This is a genomic window from Bradyrhizobium xenonodulans, assembly GCF_027594865.1.
Taxonomy (GTDB): Bacteria; Pseudomonadota; Alphaproteobacteria; order Rhizobiales; family Xanthobacteraceae; genus Bradyrhizobium; species Bradyrhizobium xenonodulans.
In genome coordinates, this window is sequence record NZ_CP089391.1 from 3604827 (window position 1) to 3621944 (window position 17118).

Sequence of the window (17118 nt, forward strand, 5' to 3'; positions counted from 1 at the left end):
TCCCGGATCAGGATTGATGACGTTCATTACGGCGCGTGAGGCGGCGCGGCGAGGATTCCTTGAGCGACTTTCCACGGCCAGACAGACTCGGATTTGTCATGAAGTAGTTGTGCACGTTGAAAGGCTCCTCGCCCTTCGCGGTCTTCATACGCGTTGAAGACCCGTCCGGCAATAACTGCCAGCTCTGCTCATTGTCCTTCAGATTCGCGACCATGATCTGTTCGAGAACCTGCTGATGCACCGTGGGATTTTGCAGCGGACACAGCACCTCGACGCGGCGGTCGAGGTTGCGCGGCATCATGTCGGCCGACGAGATATACACAGCCGCTTTCGTGCTCGGCAGGCCCTGACCCATGCCGAAGCAATAGATTCGGCCATGTTCCAGGAAGCGCCCGATGATCGACTTGACGCGGATGTTCTCCGACAGGCCGGGAATGCCGGGCCGCAGGCAGCAGATGCCGCGCACCACGAGCTCGACCTGCACGCCGGCCTGCGAGGCCTCATAGAGCGCGTCGATGATGTCGGGGTCGACCAGCGCATTCATCTTCATCCAGACCGCACCGGGACGGCCGTGCCGCGCATGCGCGGTCTCGCCCTGGATGTGCTCGATGATGCGCTTGCGCAAGGTCAGCGGCGACACCGCCATCTTTTCCAGATCGCTCGGCGCGGCATAGCCGGTGATGAAGTTGAACACGCGCGCGGCGTCGCGGCCGATGGTCGGATCCGAGGTGAAGTACGAGAGGTCGGTATAGATGCGCGCGGTCACCGGGTGATAATTGCCGGTGCCGGTATGGACGTAGGTCGTGAGGCTGCCGCCCTCACGGCGCACCACCATCGAGAGCTTGGCGTGCGTCTTCAGCTCGAGGAAGCCGTAGACGACCTGCACGCCGGCGCGTTCGAGGTCGCGCGCCCAGCGGATGTTGGCTTCCTCGTCGAAGCGCGCCTTCAGCTCGATCAGCGCGGTGACGGATTTGCCGGCCTCGGCGGCTTCCGCGAGCGCGCGGACGATCGGCGAATTGTTGGAGGTGCGGTAGAGCGTCTGCTTGATCGCGACGACATCGGGGTCGCGCGTGGCTTGCTGGAGGAACTGCACCACCACGTCGAAGGATTCGTAAGGGTGATGGACGACGAGATCCTTCTGCCGGATCGCAGCAAAGATGTCGCCGCCATGTTCGCGCACGCGCTCCGGATGGCGCGGCACGTAGGGGGTGAATTCGAGGTCGGGCCGGTCGAGGCGGGTGAGCTGCGAGAGCTCGTTCATGGCCAGCACGCCGTCCACGAGGAACACCTCGTCGTCGGCGGCCGAGAGCGCGTGCTGCACGAAGCTGCGCAGCTCCTCCGGCATCTTGGCGTCGATTTCGAGCCGGATCACCGATCCGCGGCGGCGGCGCTTCAGCGCGGTCTCGAACAGGCGGACGAGGTCTTCGGCCTCTTCCTCGATTTCGAGCTCGGAGTCGCGGATGATGCGGAAGGCGCCCTGGCCCTGAAGATTGTAGCCGGGGAACAGGCGGTTGATGAACAGGCCGGTCGCCTGCTCCAGCGAGATCAGCCGGACGACCTTGCCCTCGGTCGGCAGCCGGATGAAGCGGTCGATCTTGCCGGGCATGCGGATCAGCGCGTTCATCTGCTTGCCGTCGGCCTCGCGCGTCAGCTGGAGCGCGATGGTGAAGCCGAGGCTCGGAATGAACGGGAAGGGGTGGGCTGGGTCGATCGCGAGCGGCGTCAGCAGCGGGAACACGTTGTGGAGGAAGTAGTCCTCGATCCAGGTTCGCTCAGCCTTGGTGACGTCCTTGCCTTCGACCAGCGCGATGCCGACACCGGCCAGCGTCCCGCGCAGGTCGGCCCAGATCGCCTGCTGATCGCTGGCAAGCCGCGAGACGGTGCGGTTGATCAAGGCGAGCTGCTCGGACGGCGTCAGGCCATCGGGGGCGCGTTCGGCAATCCCCTCGCGCACCTGGGCCTTGATGCCGGCGACGCGGACCATGAAGAACTCGTCGAGATTATTCGCCGAAATCGACAGGAATCGCACCCGCTCCAGCACGGGATGGTTGAGATTGACCGATTCCTCCAGGACGCGGCGGTTGAAATGCAGCCAGGACAGCTCGCGATTGATGAATCGCTCGGGGCTCGAGGCAATCGCCGGCAGTCCCTCGGCTTCCGTGACTTTTTCTTTTGTTTCAACAGCTTGCGCGGAGTCCATGAGAAGTCGGTCCATCCAGTTCGCCCCAATTTGCGACTTATGCGCAAAATCGGCGGGAGCATGTGTTAGTCCGATGACGTTTCGATGACATTGATGTTCCGCTGCCATGCCGCGTCAAGCGGCTTGGAGGCGGGCGGCTGGTCAGGCGTCCCGTAGCAGCTCAGCGGCCAGCGCCCTCGTGACAGGGCGGCCGAGGCGCAGGGCCTCGCTGTCGAGCAGTTCGACGGCCTGCCGGGCGGCGGCCGAGGACCGCTCCAGGCGGGTGGCGAGGTAGCTGACCACGCTCTCGTCCACGGCGAGCTGGCGATCAGCGCAGAATTTGACGATCAGGCCGCGGAAGAGCTGGTCGTCGGGTGGCAGCAGCGAGATGACAGGCACGGCGCGCAGGCGCGAGCGCAGGTCGCGCAGCTCGATCTCGAGCGATGCCGGCACCTCGCGGCCGGTGAAGAGGACATAGGCGCCGTCCTCGCGGGCGAGGTTCATCAGGTGGAACAGGGCCCGCTCGTCGAACTCTTTGGCCTTGAGATCCTCGACCACCAGCGCGCCGGTGGCGAGCGCGCCCGGCACGGCGTCGGCGGTCAGCCCGTTGGCCGCGGCCGAGCGGGCGCCGGCATCTTCGGCCCAGATCGCGGCAAGATGGCTCTTGCCGCTGCCTTCGGGGCCGGCCAGCCACATGATCCGGTTCGGCCATTCCGGCCATGCGTCGATGAGGGCAAGACCGGCTTCGTTGGCGGGACCTTCGAGGAAATTGTCCCGGCTGAGGCTCTCCGCATGCGGAAGCGAGAACGCCAATTGTCGGGGGGGAACGCGGCCTGCCACGCTTGCTTTGCTCCGTGCCGGCATGCCGGCTTCGTTTGAAGAGATTCGACTTAATCGAGCGGGAGTTGGCCTTTTACGGGGCCGCATCTAGCTCATTTGGCCTCGATCGTGCTCATGTGCCGCAGCCACTCGACGAGATAGAGCGACACCGAAGAGAGCGTGAAGACCGTGACGAGGCCCATCAGGATCATATCATAGGGCCCGGGCTTGAAGCCGAAGGCGAGGGAGGCCAGCACTAGCGCCGCATAGGCCACCTGGGCCGCGGTGTTGAGCTTCGACACTTTCGAGGGCTTCATCTCGACCGGCTTGTCAAACAGCCAGGACACGATCACCGCCGTGACGATCATGATGTCGCGCGACACCACCAGGATCACGATCCAGCGCGGGATGTCGCCCCAGATGCCGAGCGCCAGATAGATCGAGACCAGCAGCGCCTTGTCGGCGAGCGGATCGAGCAGGGCGCCCAGCTCGCTCGTCATGTTGAAGCGCTTGGCCAGGAAGCCGTCGACGGCGTCGCTGATGCCGGCAATGAGGAAGACGGCGAACGCCACCTCCATTTGGCTCGACACGATGGCCCAGACGATGATCGGGACCAGCAGGATGCGGCCCAGGGTAATGATGTTCGGAATACTCACGCGGCGCTTCCCGGCACCCAATCTGACCTCGAATCCGGCCCCCTTTGAGGCTGAACCGGTTGATATCTCTACATAGTATACGGAGGGGCGCCATGCGAGCCATTGCGCGTCCCCGGAATTCGACGTAACCAGCCGCAAACCCACTGGAAATCGGGCATGACCGACCGCAAAAACGGCCTCACTTACGCCGATTCAGGCGTCGATATCGACGCGGGCAACCGCTTGGTCGATCTGATCAAGCCGATGGTGCGTGCCACCGCACGGCCCGGCGCCGACGCCGAGATCGGCGGATTCGGCGGCCTGTTCGACCTCAAGGCGGCCGGATTCAAGGACCCCGTCCTGGTCGCCGCCACCGACGGCGTCGGCACCAAGGTCAAGATCGCGATCGAAACCGGCCTTCATGGCGGGATCGGCATCGACCTCGTCGCCATGAGCGTCAATGATCTCGTGGTGCAGGGCGCCGAGCCGCTGTTCTTCCTGGACTATTTCGCCTGCGGCAAGCTCGATCCGGAGGCGACCGCCTCGATCGTCGCGGGTATCGCCGAAGGCTGCCGCGAATCCGGCTGTGCCCTGATCGGCGGCGAGACCGCCGAGATGCCCGGCCTCTACAAGGATGGCGACTACGATCTCGGCGGCTTTGCCGTCGGTGCCGCCGAGCGCGGTACGCTGTTGCCGCGCAAGGATATCGCCGCGGGCGATGCCGTGATCGGCCTTGCCTCATCGGGCGTGCATTCCAACGGCTTCTCGCTGGTGCGCAAGATCGTCGAGCAGTCCGGTCTCGGCTTCGAGGCGCCGGCGCCGTTTTCTCCAGTGATGACGCTCGGCGGCGCGCTGCTGACGCCGACCCGGCTCTACGTCAAATCCTGCCTACGCGCGATCCGCGAGACCGGCGCGGTCAAGGGGCTCGCCCACATCACCGGCGGCGGTTTCACCGACAACATTCCGCGCGTGCTGCCGAGCCATCTCGGCGTCGGCATCGATCTGGCGCGCCTGCCGGTGCTGCCGGTGTTCAAATGGCTGGCGGCCCAGGCCGGCATTGCCGAACTCGAAATGCTGCGCACCTTCAACTGCGGCATCGGCATGATCGCGATCGTGGAGCCCGACAAGGTCGATCGGGTCGTGCAGGTCTTCACCGATGCCGGCGAGACCGTGGCGCAGCTCGGCACCGTGATCCCGGCCGAGGGCGAGCATCGCGTCGTCTATAACGGCCATCTCGACCTGGCGCTGTGATGAAGCGACGCGTCGCCATCCTGATCTCCGGCCGCGGTTCCAACATGTCCGCGCTGATCAAGGCAGCAAGCGCGGCGGATTTTCCGGCGGAGATTTCGCTCGTCGTCTCGAACAAGGCCGATGCGCTCGGACTCGAGCGCGCCAAGGCGGCCGGCGTGACAACGCTGGTGATCGAGAGCAAGCCGTTCGGCAAGGATCGCGCGGGCTTCGAAAAGCTGCTGCAAGCAGCCCTCGACCAGCACGGCATCGAGCTGATCTGTCTCGGCGGCTTCATGCGCCTGTTCACGGCGGAGTTCACCAGGGCCTGGTACGGGCGGATGCTCAATATCCATCCGTCGCTGCTGCCGTCGTTCCCCGGCCTCGACCCGCACGGCCAGGCCTTGCGCGCCGGCGTCAAGCTGTCTGGCGCGACAGTCCACTTCGTGATCCCGGAAACCGATGCCGGCCCGATCGTCATGCAAGGCGCGGTTCCCGTCGGCGACCACGATACCGGGGATACGCTGTCGGAGCGCATCCTCGAAGTCGAGCACCGCATCTATCCGGAAGCGCTTCGTCTGCTCGCGACCGGCAAGGTCCAGATCGAGGGCGATGTGTGCAAGACGGACGGAAGCGCGGCGTCGGAGAATTTTCTGGTCGCGCCGGTGGTACGCTGAAGCGGTCGCGTTCTGCCGCTCCAAACAAAATCCCCCGGCAGAGCCGGGGGCAACGTCATGATCTCTCGCGCGAAGCTTTGAGAGAAATCAGGAGACCTTGAGGTTCTCCGCGGATGCCTTGCCGCGGTTCTCCACGAGGTCGTATTCAACCACCTGATTCTCGTTGAGGGTGGAAAGTCCGGCACGCTCGACGGCTGAGATGTGGACGAACACGTCCTTGTCGCTGCCGTTCGGCTTGATGAACCCATAGCCCTTGGTCGGGTTGAACCATTTGACGGTGCCCTTTTGCGGCATCGCTCATCTCCTCCACTAGATAAGAAAAAGACGCGGCCGCTTTTTCGCGTGCCACGCCACAAACGGGCTTCCGAAGTCTGTTCGAGTCTTAGGTCTCAATGTCGCGAAACGCACAGTCGAGCAGCCAATTCCGATTGTGTCCGATATTGCAACATGAAAATCGCGCGATAGCAAGCCGCGCGCCGATTTCAAGGTCGGGCCGGGTGTCGCCGCTTGCTATTTGCGACCTGTGGCAGCGGAACCACAATCGGGCGCAATAGGCTCGGCCAGGGCGCGCCAACCGGTTGACCCTCCGTGGCAGTTCAGCACAAATCGCCGCACGCGCCGCAGATCGTGTTGCATTTTTGCGCGGTGCCGCTTGGCTTCGGGATTCATCGTCATGTGCTGCACCTCGCAGCCCTCCGGCACACGGCAGACGGTCGGGCTGGACCGCGTCCGCCGGATCGCGACCGCGATCGCGATGGCGTTTGCGCTCGTGGTGATGATGTCGGCGACACCAGGCCTGGCGCAGAGCCCAACGCCAACCCCAACCCCGACGCCCACACCATCGCCGACTCCGGTCCCGACACCGTCCTCGACCAATTACGACCAATCGGCCGGCAACAGCGCGCTCAATCTCGGCTCGAATTTCCTGGAACGTCTCGGCAACCAGGCCTCCGGCGGCGTCAACCGGGCATTCCGCACCAACCCCGGCGGCGGCGGTGCGTCGGCGAGCACGGAAGATCCGCGCTATCGCACCTGGTTCGAGGGCTACGGCATCTCGGTGCGGACCGATGCGCAAGGCGACTTCGTCGGCGACAAGCGCAAGACCTTTGGCGGCGTCGCCGGCTTCGGCGCGCGGGTTGTGCCGGGCGTCAATCTCGGCTTCTCCGTCGACCAGAGCCACACCGACATCGACGTGCCGCTGGCGCTCCAGTCGGCGACGCTCGACCTGACGCAAATCGGCTTCAACGGCTCGGTCGACAAGGGGCCCTGGACCTGGGCGTTCGCGGTGGTGCACGGTTTCGGCAAGGTCCATTCCAGCCGGGACACTGGCCTTGGTCTTGCGACCGCGGGCTATCGCGCCGCCGTCGACGGCGCACTGACCGAGATCAGCTATTACTGGACCAAGGATCAGATGCGCATCGTGCCCAAGGGTGCGCTCGAATATGTGCGAGCGACCAGCGTCGCGTTCCAGGAGGCCGGAGGGCTCGATCCTCTCAATGTCGGCTCCACGGCACTCTCACGCGCCCGCGTGATGATCGGGGCGGAGATCGGGCGCTACTTCATCTTCGACCGGAAGATTCTGGACCTGTCGGCCTACGGCAAGTTCGTCGACAATTTCTACCAGAACCTCGGGTCGGTGCAGGTGAGCCTGGGGACCCAGAGCATCGTCGTGCCCGGCATCGGCGAGAGCCGTTACGGCATGGACGCCGGCGCCTCGGCTTCGCTCAGCCTGACCAATACCGCGCGGCTCTACGTCAATTACGACGGCAAGTTCCGCAATGAGCTAACGTCGCACCAGGGCACGGTCGGCTTCGAATATCGCTGGTGAGGCTTACCCCGGCGTCACGGCGACATAACCCGTGAGCCCAAAGCCTTCGCGCGCGGCCGTCATCATCGGCACCAGCGCGTTCGGATGGATGAACTCGTCGCGGAAGCAGGGATGGGTCTTGGGATCGAAGATCTTCTTCAGCCAGTCGACCACGACCTTGTGGCGCTCGGAGTCGCGGAATTCCTTGTGATAGGTGAGCCAGAGATCGGCGTGATGGCTGACGCCGAGATCGACGGCGATGAGCGGTGCGCCAAGCGCGATCGACACTGTCGGCAGGAAGCCGATGCCGGCACCGCGCTCTACCGCGTAGAGCACGCCGACGGACGAGTTGGTCTTGATCCCGACGATGCCCTCGAGCGATTTCAACCCGAGCACCCGGGCATAGGCGCCGTCGTCGACCTGCGGCGCGCTCTGCTTGATGATGCGGTGGTTCTTCAATTCAGCGAGCGTTGCCGGCACGCCGTAGAGGTTCTCGTACTCCTTGGAGACGAAAGGATAGATGTGCAGGCGGCCGAGCTTGGCGACGATCAGGTCGGGATTGGTCGGTGGCTCGAGCTGGATCGCAATGTCGGACTCGAGCCGCGCGACGTCTGCCTGCTCCATCGCGCAGCGCAAATCGACGGTGATCTTGCGATAGGTCTTCTGGAAGTCGATCAGGCGCGGCAGGATCCAGAAATTGCCCGGGCCTTCGGTCACCGCGACGCGCACGGTGCCCGCGGTGTCGCTCGACGATCGCGAAGCGCGGCGGAAGACGTTGAAGGCATGACGCTCCATGTGCGCGACGTCGGCGATCATCGCGGTACCTTCATCGCTGAGCGTCAGCCCGCTCTGGTCGCGCAGGAACAGCTTGCAGCCGATGCTCTCCTCGAGCCGGTCGATCCGGCGCATCAAGGTGGTGGAGGTGAGTGCGAGCTCTTCGGCGGCGTTGCGGAAGCTTTTATATTTTGCGCACGCTAAAAACAGTTTCAAATCGTCCCAGGACGCGCCCAGGACTTCTTCACGGTGCTGCGTCATCGCAGCACCCCGGTGCAATAACTGCTGCATACTCCTGATCCCCAACCGCTAAGCTCAATGTCGTAGCGGGGCACTAAAGCCTCGAACGATAGAGGCGCGACATGGCTATGGAAAGGGGCTGGTTTGCCGCAAGGCATGATTTCGATGCCTTGCCGCTCAGTCCGGACATCGATGTCCGTTGTGCGCAATTTTCCGAAATTGCCGCACTTTCCGAAATGGCGCACCGGCTGGTGCCGGGGGTGCAGATCGGAACGGATGAGCTGGCAAGATATTTCACGTTCGATCCGCAGAGCATCCTGACGTTCAGCCGCAAGGGCCGGCTGCTCGGCGGCATGGCTTTCCTGTTTCTGAACGATCGTGGACATGATGCGCTGCTGCTCGACGAGGTCTGCCTCACCGCGCCCGAGACGCACTATCTCGCTTCCGCGAAGGAGGACGTTGCCGCCATCTACATCTGGGCGATCGCGGCGACGGGTCGCGGCATCGCCGGTCTCGGCAAGGCCGCGGCTCATCTGCGCCAGATAAGATTTCACGGCGCCGATTGCTATGCGCAGCCGTCAACGGTGGCCGGACGCGACATCATGAAGGCGACGGGCTTTGCGCCCGTTCCCAGCTTCCAGCCCGACCTCTGGTGTTACGAGCGACCCTGGCTTCGGCAGCCGATGCGCATGCCCGGCGCCATCATCCAAGCAAGGAGTTTTGCAGATGCACGGCACTAGGATTCCTCTCGCGAAGCCCGACTCCCGCGCCATCACCATCCGCCTCGCGCGCGATCCGAGTGATCTGATGCTGGTCACCGCCATTCGCTCGGCGGTCTATCTGGCCGAGCAGGATTGTCCGTTCGAGGAGGAGTTCGACGGCAACGACATGGTCGCCGCGCACTTCATCGGCTATGTCGGCAACGAGCCTGCGGGCTGCCTGCGAGTACGCTTCTTCGGCGATTTCGCCAAGGTGGAGCGGCTTGCGGTGCGCCACCAATATCGGCGCTCGCGCGTCTCGTTCAAGCTGGTGCAGGCGAGCGTCGATTACGTGAAGCGCAAGGGCTTTCGCAAGATCTACGGCCAGGCGCAGGACCGGCTGGTCGATTTCTGGGCTCATTTCGGCGCCAAGCCGCTCGGCCACAACCGCAAGGTCACCTTTTCGGATTTCTCCTACACGGAAATGCTGCTGGAGATCGAGCCGGGGCCGGACGCCATCACGCTGGACAGCGATCCCTATGTAATCATCCGTCCCGAAGGCGATTGGGACCGACCCGGCGTCCTCGACGCATCGGCGGGGCGGGCGGTGACCTCGCCGCTGCGGGACCTCGCACTCGCCGATCGCTGAAACTGGTGCAGCTCCGCGCAAGACAATGCTGGATTCCATTCAAGACGATCCGCCGATCCTGATCTGCGCGGATCTCCAGGTCGAATACCTGACCCCCGGGCGTCGCCACGTCATCCGCGATGGCGAGGCCGCCACCGCGCGCTGCCTGGAACTCCTGGCGCTGTGGCGCAGCAATCTCTGGCCGGTGATGCATCTGAAACGCATCGCGCAGGCCGCCTGGTTCAATCCGGCATCAAGGCTGACCGATTGGATCGCCGAGGCGAAGCCGCGGCCCGGCGAAATGACGTTCGAGCACCCGCTGCCATCGGCCTACAGTTCCGCGCGGTTCGTGGACTACATGTCCAATATCCGCAACGTTCGCGGTGTGCTGGCAGGCTTTTCCCTGGACGAGACCATCCTGGCCACCGCCGTCGACGGGTTTCACCGCAGTCACCGCTACCAGGTGGTCGGCGATGCCGTGGCCTGCCGGCAGCTAAGTACGGGCGATGCCGCCGCCTACAAGCATGCGGTGGTGAATGTCATCGGGAATTTTGCTACAATTCATGTCAGCGCCGAACTGATCAGAACCAGCGGCGCCGTTGCGGTGTAGGCGGCCGCCATCGGCGGATGGGGTGAGAATTGTCACGGGGAGAAGAGCTCAAGGAGCTGGCGAGCGATTTGTCGCGGGCCGCCGAGGCGGCGCGACGCCTCGGTTTGCCTACGACGGTCTATCTGCTGTCGATGGCGCTGGTGGAAGTGAGGGAGGCTGCCGCCGTACACGATGGGGATGACGACAGCGCAGCTTGAGAGCCTCCCGGTTTACACGCCAGCTTTACAAGCCACTTGTGTGCGGCTTTGTGCATCGCTGCTGAGCGCTTGCTGCCGACGAATTGGCGTTGCAAGTTTTGCCTCGGCGCAATAGCCAAGTGATCACGTTGGCCGCGCCGGCGACGTGACGACCTAAGGGATCCCTGCAAATGTCCATGCTGCCCAATTCGCAAGAAGCCCGCGATGTGGCCTACCAGCTCCATGCCTATACCAACGCGCGCGCCCATCAGCAGGCCGGCCCCCTGGTGATCGAGCGCGGTGAGGGTCCCTACGTGTTCGACGCGGCGGGCAAGCGCTATTTCGAGGCGATGGCGGGCCTGTGGAGCGTCGGGCTCGGCTTCAACGAAAAGCGGCTGGTCGAGGCCGCGCACAAGCAGATGCAGGCGCTGCCGTTCTACCACACCTTCTCCGCCAAATCGCACGGGCCCTCGATCGACCTCGCCGAGAAGCTGGTCGCGCTCGCGCCTGTGCCGATGAGCAAGGTGTTCTTCACCAATTCCGGGTCGGAAGCGAACGACACGGTGCTGAAGCTGATCGCCTACCGCTCCAATTCGCTCGGCCAGCCGCAGCGCAAGAAGATCATCAGCCGCATGCGCGCCTATCACGGCGTCACCATCGCCTCCGCCAGCCTCACGGGCCTGCCGAACAATCACCGCTCGTTCGACCTGCCGCTGCCCAACATCCTGCACACCGGCTCGCCGCATTTCTACAAGGACGGCGCGCCAGGGGAGAGCGAGGAGGCGTTCGCGACGCGGCGGGCCGAGGAGCTCGACGCGCTGATCCAGAAGGAGGGGCCGGAGACGATCGCGGCCTTCTTCGGCGAGCCGGTGATGGGGGCGGGCGGCGTGATCGTGCCGCCGGCGACCTATTGGGACAAGATCCAGAAGGTCCTGAACAAGTACGACATCCTGCTGGTCGCCGACGAAGTGATTTGCGGCTTCGGCCGCACCGGCAAGATGTTCGGCTGCGAGACCTATGGCATCAAGCCCGACGTGATGGTGGTCTCCAAGCAGATCACCTCGAGCTATTTCCCGTTCTCGGCGATCCTGATGAACGACAAGATGTTCGAGCCGATCGCCGACGAGAGCAACAAGATCGGCGTGCTTGGCCACGGCTTCACCGCGGGCGGCCATCCGGTCGGCTCGGCCGTCGCGCTGGAAAACCTCAAGATCATCGAGGAGCGCGGCCTGGTCGCGCATGCCGCCGAGCTCGGCGGCTACATGCAGGGCCGCTTGCGCGAGCTCACCAGCCATCCGCTGGTCGGGGAGGTCCGCGGCGTCGGCATGATCGCGGCGATCGAGCTCGTGCTCGACAAGGGTCGCAAGACGGCAGCGGCGACGCCCGGTGCCGTCGGCGGTATCGCCAGCCGCATGCTCCAGGAGCGCGGCGTGATCTCCCGCAACATGCTGGACGCCATCGCCATCTGCCCGCCGATGATCGTCACCAAGGCCCAGATCGACGAGCTGGTCGCTGCGATTTCGGGCGTGCTGGATGACATGAAGGTGGAAGTGGCGAAGCTGACGCCGGCGTAAGGAGCTCTCGCTTTGCCTGGCGATCGGTCTAACTCCGTCGCCCTGAGGCGGCCGCTTCTACAGCGGCCCTCGAAGGGTGACGGCCCGGCGGAGGCCGCGGGGCCGTTCATCCTTCGAGGCTCGCCACGCTACGCGTAGCTCGCACCTCCAGGATGACGGTTTAGCAATTACGCCCGCTGAACCCCGATCACGCGGCCTTTCTCGATCGCGAGCGCCAGCTCACCGCGCTTGAGCTTCAAGGCGGCATCGCCGAACAGCTCGCGTCGCCAGCCGCGCAAAGCGGGGACGTCGGCCTCGTCGTCGGCTGCGATCTCCTCGAGATCGTCGACGGTGGCGATCACCTTGCTGGCGACCGCATGACGTTCCGCCGTCATGCGCAGCAGCACCTTCAACAGCTCGACGGTCGCGGCGCCATTGTTGTTGTTGCGCGGCTTCTCCAGCTTCGGCAGCGTCGAGAAATCCCGCGCCAGGCCGCGCTCGACCGCGGCGACGATATCCGCGCCCCATTTGGATTTCTCAAACCCCTTCGGCACGGAGCGCAGGTTTGCGAGCTTCTCCAGCGTGTTCGGCGCGTGGGTGGCGATGTCGCTGACGGCCTCGTCGCGCAGCACGCGGCCGCGCGGCACGTCGCGGCTCTGCGCTTCCTGCTCGCGCCAGGCGGCGACCTCCATCAGGACGGCGAGGTCCTTCGGCTTGCGCACCCGCGTCTTGAGCCGTTCCCAGGCCCGCTCGGGGTGGAAGTCGTAGGTGCGGGGCGAGGTCAGAACCTCCATCTCGATCGAGACCCATTCGCTGCGGCGCCGCTTCTTGAGATCGGCATCGAGCGCGGCGAACACGTCGCGCAAATGCGTGACGTCGGACACTGCGTAATGCATCTGCTCCTTGGTCAGCGGCCGCCGCGACCAGTCGGTGAAGCGGTGGGTCTTGTCCGGGCGGTGGCCGGTGACCTTCTCGACCAGCGCGTCATAGGCGATGCTGTCGCCATAGCCGAGCACCATGGCCGCGACCTGGGTGTCGAACACCGGGTGCGGGATGATATTGGCCTGGTGCCAGATGATTTCGATGTCCTGGCGGGCGGCGTGAAAGACCTTCAGCACGCTCTCGTTGCCCATCAGCTCGAAGAACGGCTTGAGGTCAATGCCTGCGGCCAGGGTGTCGATGACGATCGCTTCCTCGGGGCTGGCCATCTGCACCACGCACAGCAGCGGGTAATAGGTGGTTTCGCGCAGGAACTCGGTATCGACGGTAATGACGGGGTGCTTGGCCAGCCGGCTGCAGGCAGCCGCGAGGTCAGCGGTGGTGGTAATCAAATCCATGAACGGCCCATGACGAGATCATCAGCCGTTCTGCCGAAAGCGCTGTGATGTCAAGGGGCTTGGAGCGAATTCGAGCCTTGCATTTGGGCCGGAATCGCGTGCGAAGGCCAAAATTCCTATTCGTAGCGGACCCGCTGCGAGGATTTCCGGGCACACGGCAGGGCCACCACGAGCACGCACATGGCGACCAGAGCCAGTCCCAGGAACTCAAAAACCAGCAGATCCACGGCAAATTCCCCCAAAAGCATTGCTAGACTTGTCTGGGGTGCGTTGAGGGTCTGTTAATTCTCGTGGTTAGCGGCGGGAGGGCGGGCCGGATGGTAGACGAAGGGTTAACGGGGCGGGGGCCTACCTTCACGTCGTCAGTTTCGGTAACGCTGCGGCGAGGGTGTTCACGGCGGCGCGGACCTTTGGCGGCAGGCGGGGTGAACGCGGCCAAAGCGCGTGGCAGTCGTAGAGGAATTCGGGCTGGCCCGTGAAGAGATCGACCAGCGCGCCCGTGTTGAGGCGCTCGCGGACCAGCCAATAAGGCAGCCAGGCGAGCCCCATGCCCTGCGTAGCGGCATCGGCGATTGCCTCCATATCGTCGAGCCTCAGCCTACCCGACGGCATGATCTCGCGCGGAGGCTGGTCGCCCAGCGGAAACAACCATGGCCGGACACGGCCCGAGCGGCGATAGATGATCGCTTGATGGGCGGAGAGATCGTCGATCGATCTCGGCTTGCCGTTGGCGCGCAGATAAGAGCGTGCACCGCACACCACCATGCGCTGGCTTGCGATGCGCCGCGTGATCAGGCCGGACTGGTCGTCGAGATCACCGGTCCGGATCGCAAGATCATAGCCAGCCTCGACGATGTCGGCGATCGGATCGCCGAAGGCGAGGTCGAGCTCGAGATGCGGATGTTTGCGTGCCAGCTTCAACAGCAAGGGCGCGATGCAGTGCCGTCCCAGCAGGGCCGGCATGGTCACGCGCAGCCTGCCACGCGGCTCGGACAATTCGTCGGTCGCGACGGCATCGGCGGCTTCGGCCTCGCTGAGCACCGCGCGACAGCGTTCGTAATAGGCCTGGCCAGCCTCGGTCAGGCTCTGGCGCCGCGTGGTGCGGTTGAGGAGGCGCACGCCGAGCCGCTCTTCGAGGAAGCGGACGTGCTTGCCGACCATCGGTCCTGACATCTCCAGGGCGTCGGCCGCGGCCGCGAACGAGCCGAGATCGACAGCCCGGACGAACACGGCCATGCTGGTCAGGCGGTCCTTGATTGAAAACTCCTGGTTTCGACTGTCTGCCTATTCGGGTGATTTATCCGCTTCTGCGGGACCGGCATAGCTCCATTCAGCTCAACTGTTTTGGAGTGTATCCATGGCTCGCGTCGTTCGCCTTCATCAACATGGCGGTCCCGAAGTGCTGCGCATCGAGACGGTCGATGTCCCGCCGCCGGCGAAGAGCGAGGTCCAGATCCGGATCAAGGCGCTCGGGCTCAACCGTGCCGAAGCCTTGCTGCGGAGAGGGACCTATATCGAAACCGCGACATTTCCATCGGGCCTTGGTCTGGAGGCGGCAGGCCTCGTCGAGGCCGTGGGTGAAGGCGTCGCCGACTTTGTGGCAGGCGATGCCGTGAGCATCGTGCCGCCGCTGTCGATGGTGCGATGGCCGGCCTATGCCGAACTCGCGACGTTTCCGGCCGAGCTCGTCGTGAAGCATCCGCCGGAGCTTGGTTTCGAGACGGCGGCCGCGGTGTGGATGCAATATCTTACGGCCTACGGCGCTCTCGTCGATATTGCTGGCCTCGGGCGTGGCGACGTGGTTGCCATCACGGCCGCATCGAGCAGTGTCGGGCTTGCCGCAATCCAGATCGCCAACCGGATCGGCGCTGTTCCGGTCGCTCTGACCCGGACCTCGGTCAAGCGGCGCGCCTTGCGCGATGTCGGCGCCGCCCACGTGATCGCCTCGGACGAGGAGGACATCGAAGCGCGGCTCGCGGAGATTGCTGGTGCAAACGGCGTCCGGGTTGTGTTCGACGCTGTCGGCGGTCCGGCATTCGAGCCGCTGACCGCGGCGATGTCACCGGGCGGCGTCCTGATCGAGTATGGTGGACTAAGTCCCGCGCCGACGCCATTTCCCCTGGCCAACGTGCTCAGCAAGAGCCTGATGCTGCGCGGCTACCTCGTACACGAGGTCATCCGCGATCCCGCGCGTCTTGCGGGGGCGAAGGCGTTTATTCTCGACGGGCTGTCGGACGGCACCTTGAAGCCGATCATCGCCAGGACGTTTCAGTTCGACGAGATCGTCGAGGCGCATCGCTTCCTGGAGTCGAATACGCAGTTCGGGAAGATCGTGGTGACGATCTGAGCCGGCCAGTCCAAACGCATTCGGCGCCCCGCATGACGGAGCGCCGATGTTCGTTGCCGTTCAGCCGCCCTTACGGCAGCTTCAACGACGTTTCCGCATTGTAAGGCTTCAGCGTCTCATCGGCGGCCTTCTGGGCGGCGGCGAGGGCTTCCTTCGGCTGCTTCTTGCCGTTGAGGACCAGCATCACCTCATCCTCGAGGTTCTTGCGGACAGGGACCGTCTTGTAGGTCGCGAACCAGGGCTTTGCGACGTCGAGCTGCTCGACGGCGGTCTTGGCGTCCGGGTTCTTGTTCAGGAAGTCGACCATGTCAGGTGTCTTGTACGCCGCCATGTTGGGCGCGAAATAGCCGGTGGCGCGGCTCCACCAGCCGCTCTTCTCGGGCGAGGTCATCCACTTGATCAGCGTCCAGGCAGCCTTCTGCTTGTCGGCTTCGAGCCCGGCCGGAACGATCAGCGAGGCGCCGCCGATCGGCACGGCGTTGCGGACGTTGCGCGGGATGAACGCGACCTTGTAGGCGAACTTGGCGTTGTCGCGCACATAGGTGAGCGAGCCCGTCGACAGCATCATCATCGCGGCATTGCCGGAGATGAAGGAGGTGCTGACGGCCGGACCGGGCGTCGCGCCGGGGGCGTGGACCTTGTGCTTATAGACGAGGTCGTTCCACCAGGAGAGCGCGCCGAGCATCGAGGGCGTGTCGTAATAGACCTCGCCGCCGAACTCCTCGTTGTAGTAACGCCCGCCATTGGACATGGTGAGCGTTTCCATCATCCAGCCGCAATAGTCATAGGCGCAGGGGATCGCGATGCCCCATTGGGTGACCTTGTCGCCTTCGCGCTTGGTGAGCTTCTTGGCCCAGTCGGTGAGCTCGGCCCAGGTCTGCGGCGGCTTGCTCGGATCGAGCCCGGCTTCCTTCGCCTTGTCGGCGTTGATGTAGAGCAGCGGCGTCGAATTGTGGAAGGGCACGCCGTAGACCGAGCGGTTGATCACCGCGTTGCCCTGGAGTGCCGGGAAGAACTGGCCCAAAAACTGCTCTTTGGTGGTGCCGTCGGCGGCGATCAGTGGATCGAGATTGGTGAGCTCGTTCTCGATCTGCATGTCGAGCAGGAAGTTGGCCGACATGATCACGGCGGACGGCGGCTTGCCGGCCTTGATCGCGGCGCGCGTCTTGATCAGCGTGTCGTCATAGGAGCCAGTGTAGACGGCGGTCGCCTTGATGTTCGGATGTCCTTCGTTGAACTCCTTGATCAGGGTGCCCATGTCGCGGGCGAGCTTGCCGTCGACGGGGACGGGGAAGAACAGGTCGATCTCGGTCGGACCTTCGGCCATCGCCGGGAAGGTGAGGGCGCCTGCCAAAGAGCCTGCCATGGCAAGGCCAAGCATGAGCCTGCGGGAAAACAGCATCGAGAAATC

The 17118-nt window shown here is 64.3% G+C and carries 16 protein-coding genes; 8 read left to right on the forward strand and 8 right to left on the reverse strand.

The genetic code is table 11. The features are described from left to right. Window positions 1-7: 7 nt before the first annotated feature. The 3 genes from I3J27_RS16760 to I3J27_RS16770 all read right to left on the reverse strand — a co-directional run bounded on the left by I3J27_RS16760 (window position 8) and on the right by I3J27_RS16770 (window position 3654). Entirely contained in the window at window positions 8-2200 is a 2193-nt protein-coding gene (locus I3J27_RS16760; protein ID WP_270172822.1) for an RNA degradosome polyphosphate kinase, read from the reverse strand. Between the two features lie 141 nt (window positions 2201-2341). Next, a complete protein-coding gene (locus tag I3J27_RS16765) occupies window positions 2342-3019 on the reverse strand; it encodes a P-loop NTPase family protein (protein ID WP_270171407.1) in 678 nt (225 codons plus the stop codon). 92 nt (window positions 3020-3111) lie between these two features. Then, the gene (locus tag I3J27_RS16770) at window positions 3112-3654 is read right to left on the reverse strand and encodes a CDP-alcohol phosphatidyltransferase family protein (RefSeq protein WP_270171409.1); all 543 of its coding nucleotides are present in this window, start codon (window positions 3652-3654) and stop codon (window positions 3112-3114) included. Between the two features lie 156 nt (window positions 3655-3810). On the opposite strand from I3J27_RS16770, the gene purM reads away from it, so the two are divergent. Together purM and purN are read left to right on the forward strand one after the other, a co-directional pair. Further along, a complete protein-coding gene (purM, locus tag I3J27_RS16775) occupies window positions 3811-4884 on the forward strand; it encodes a phosphoribosylformylglycinamidine cyclo-ligase (RefSeq protein ID WP_270171411.1) in 1074 nt (357 codons plus the stop codon). Next, window positions 4884-5537 (forward strand): phosphoribosylglycinamide formyltransferase, encoded by a 654-nt coding sequence (purN, locus tag I3J27_RS16780; protein WP_270171413.1) that lies wholly within the window; start codon window positions 4884-4886, stop codon window positions 5535-5537. Before purM ends, purN begins: the two co-directional genes overlap by 1 nt. 87 nt (window positions 5538-5624) lie before the next feature. Here the strand turns inward: purN and I3J27_RS16785 are convergent, their stop codons facing one another. After that, the gene (locus I3J27_RS16785; RefSeq protein WP_007591938.1) at window positions 5625-5831 is read right to left on the reverse strand and encodes a cold-shock protein; all 207 of its coding nucleotides are present in this window, start codon (window positions 5829-5831) and stop codon (window positions 5625-5627) included. Window positions 5832-6210: 379 nt separating this feature from the next. On the opposite strand from I3J27_RS16785, the gene I3J27_RS16790 reads away from it, so the two are divergent. Further along, window positions 6211-7365, forward strand: a complete 1155-nt coding sequence (locus I3J27_RS16790; protein ID WP_270172823.1) for an autotransporter outer membrane beta-barrel domain-containing protein — start codon at window positions 6211-6213, stop codon at window positions 7363-7365. 3 nt (window positions 7366-7368) lie between these two features. On the opposite strand, the gene I3J27_RS16795 is transcribed toward I3J27_RS16790, so the two are convergent. Continuing rightward, window positions 7369-8409: a LysR family transcriptional regulator gene (locus I3J27_RS16795; protein WP_270171421.1), complete on the reverse strand. Its 1041-nt coding sequence runs from the start codon at window positions 8407-8409 to the stop codon at window positions 7369-7371. A 71-nt stretch (window positions 8410-8480) separates the two neighbouring features. Between I3J27_RS16795 and I3J27_RS16800 the strand changes: the two genes are divergently transcribed. The 4 genes from I3J27_RS16800 (at window position 8481) to I3J27_RS16815 (ending at window position 12044) form a co-directional block, all read left to right on the forward strand. Further along, on the forward strand, window positions 8481-9098 hold the full coding sequence (locus I3J27_RS16800) for a hypothetical protein (protein ID WP_270171423.1): 618 nt from the start codon (window positions 8481-8483) through the stop codon (window positions 9096-9098). Then, window positions 9085-9705, forward strand: a complete 621-nt coding sequence (locus tag I3J27_RS16805) for a GNAT family N-acetyltransferase (RefSeq protein WP_270171425.1) — start codon at window positions 9085-9087, stop codon at window positions 9703-9705. Before I3J27_RS16800 ends, I3J27_RS16805 begins: the two co-directional genes overlap by 14 nt. 25 nt (window positions 9706-9730) lie before the next feature. After that, window positions 9731-10294: an isochorismatase family protein gene (locus tag I3J27_RS16810; protein ID WP_270171428.1), complete on the forward strand. Its 564-nt coding sequence runs from the start codon at window positions 9731-9733 to the stop codon at window positions 10292-10294. 367 nt (window positions 10295-10661) lie between these two features. Then, a complete protein-coding gene (locus tag I3J27_RS16815) occupies window positions 10662-12044 on the forward strand; it encodes an aspartate aminotransferase family protein (protein ID WP_270171430.1) in 1383 nt (460 codons plus the stop codon). Between the two features lie 167 nt (window positions 12045-12211). On the opposite strand, the gene rnd is transcribed toward I3J27_RS16815, so the two are convergent. Both rnd and I3J27_RS16825 read right to left on the reverse strand, forming a co-directional pair. Next, window positions 12212-13360, reverse strand: coding sequence for a ribonuclease D (gene rnd, locus I3J27_RS16820; RefSeq protein ID WP_270171432.1), 1149 nt, complete (start codon window positions 13358-13360; stop codon window positions 12212-12214). Between the two features lie 354 nt (window positions 13361-13714). After that, window positions 13715-14596 (reverse strand): LysR family transcriptional regulator, encoded by an 882-nt coding sequence (locus tag I3J27_RS16825; RefSeq protein WP_270171434.1) that lies wholly within the window; start codon window positions 14594-14596, stop codon window positions 13715-13717. A 121-nt stretch (window positions 14597-14717) separates the two neighbouring features. Between I3J27_RS16825 and I3J27_RS16830 the strand changes: the two genes are divergently transcribed. After that, a complete protein-coding gene (locus I3J27_RS16830) occupies window positions 14718-15707 on the forward strand; it encodes a zinc-dependent alcohol dehydrogenase family protein (RefSeq protein WP_270171436.1) in 990 nt (329 codons plus the stop codon). Between the two features lie 70 nt (window positions 15708-15777). Here the strand turns inward: I3J27_RS16830 and I3J27_RS16835 are convergent, their stop codons facing one another. After that, entirely contained in the window at window positions 15778-17109 is a 1332-nt protein-coding gene (locus I3J27_RS16835) for an ABC transporter substrate-binding protein (RefSeq protein ID WP_270171438.1), read from the reverse strand. Window positions 17110-17118 lie beyond the last annotated feature (9 nt).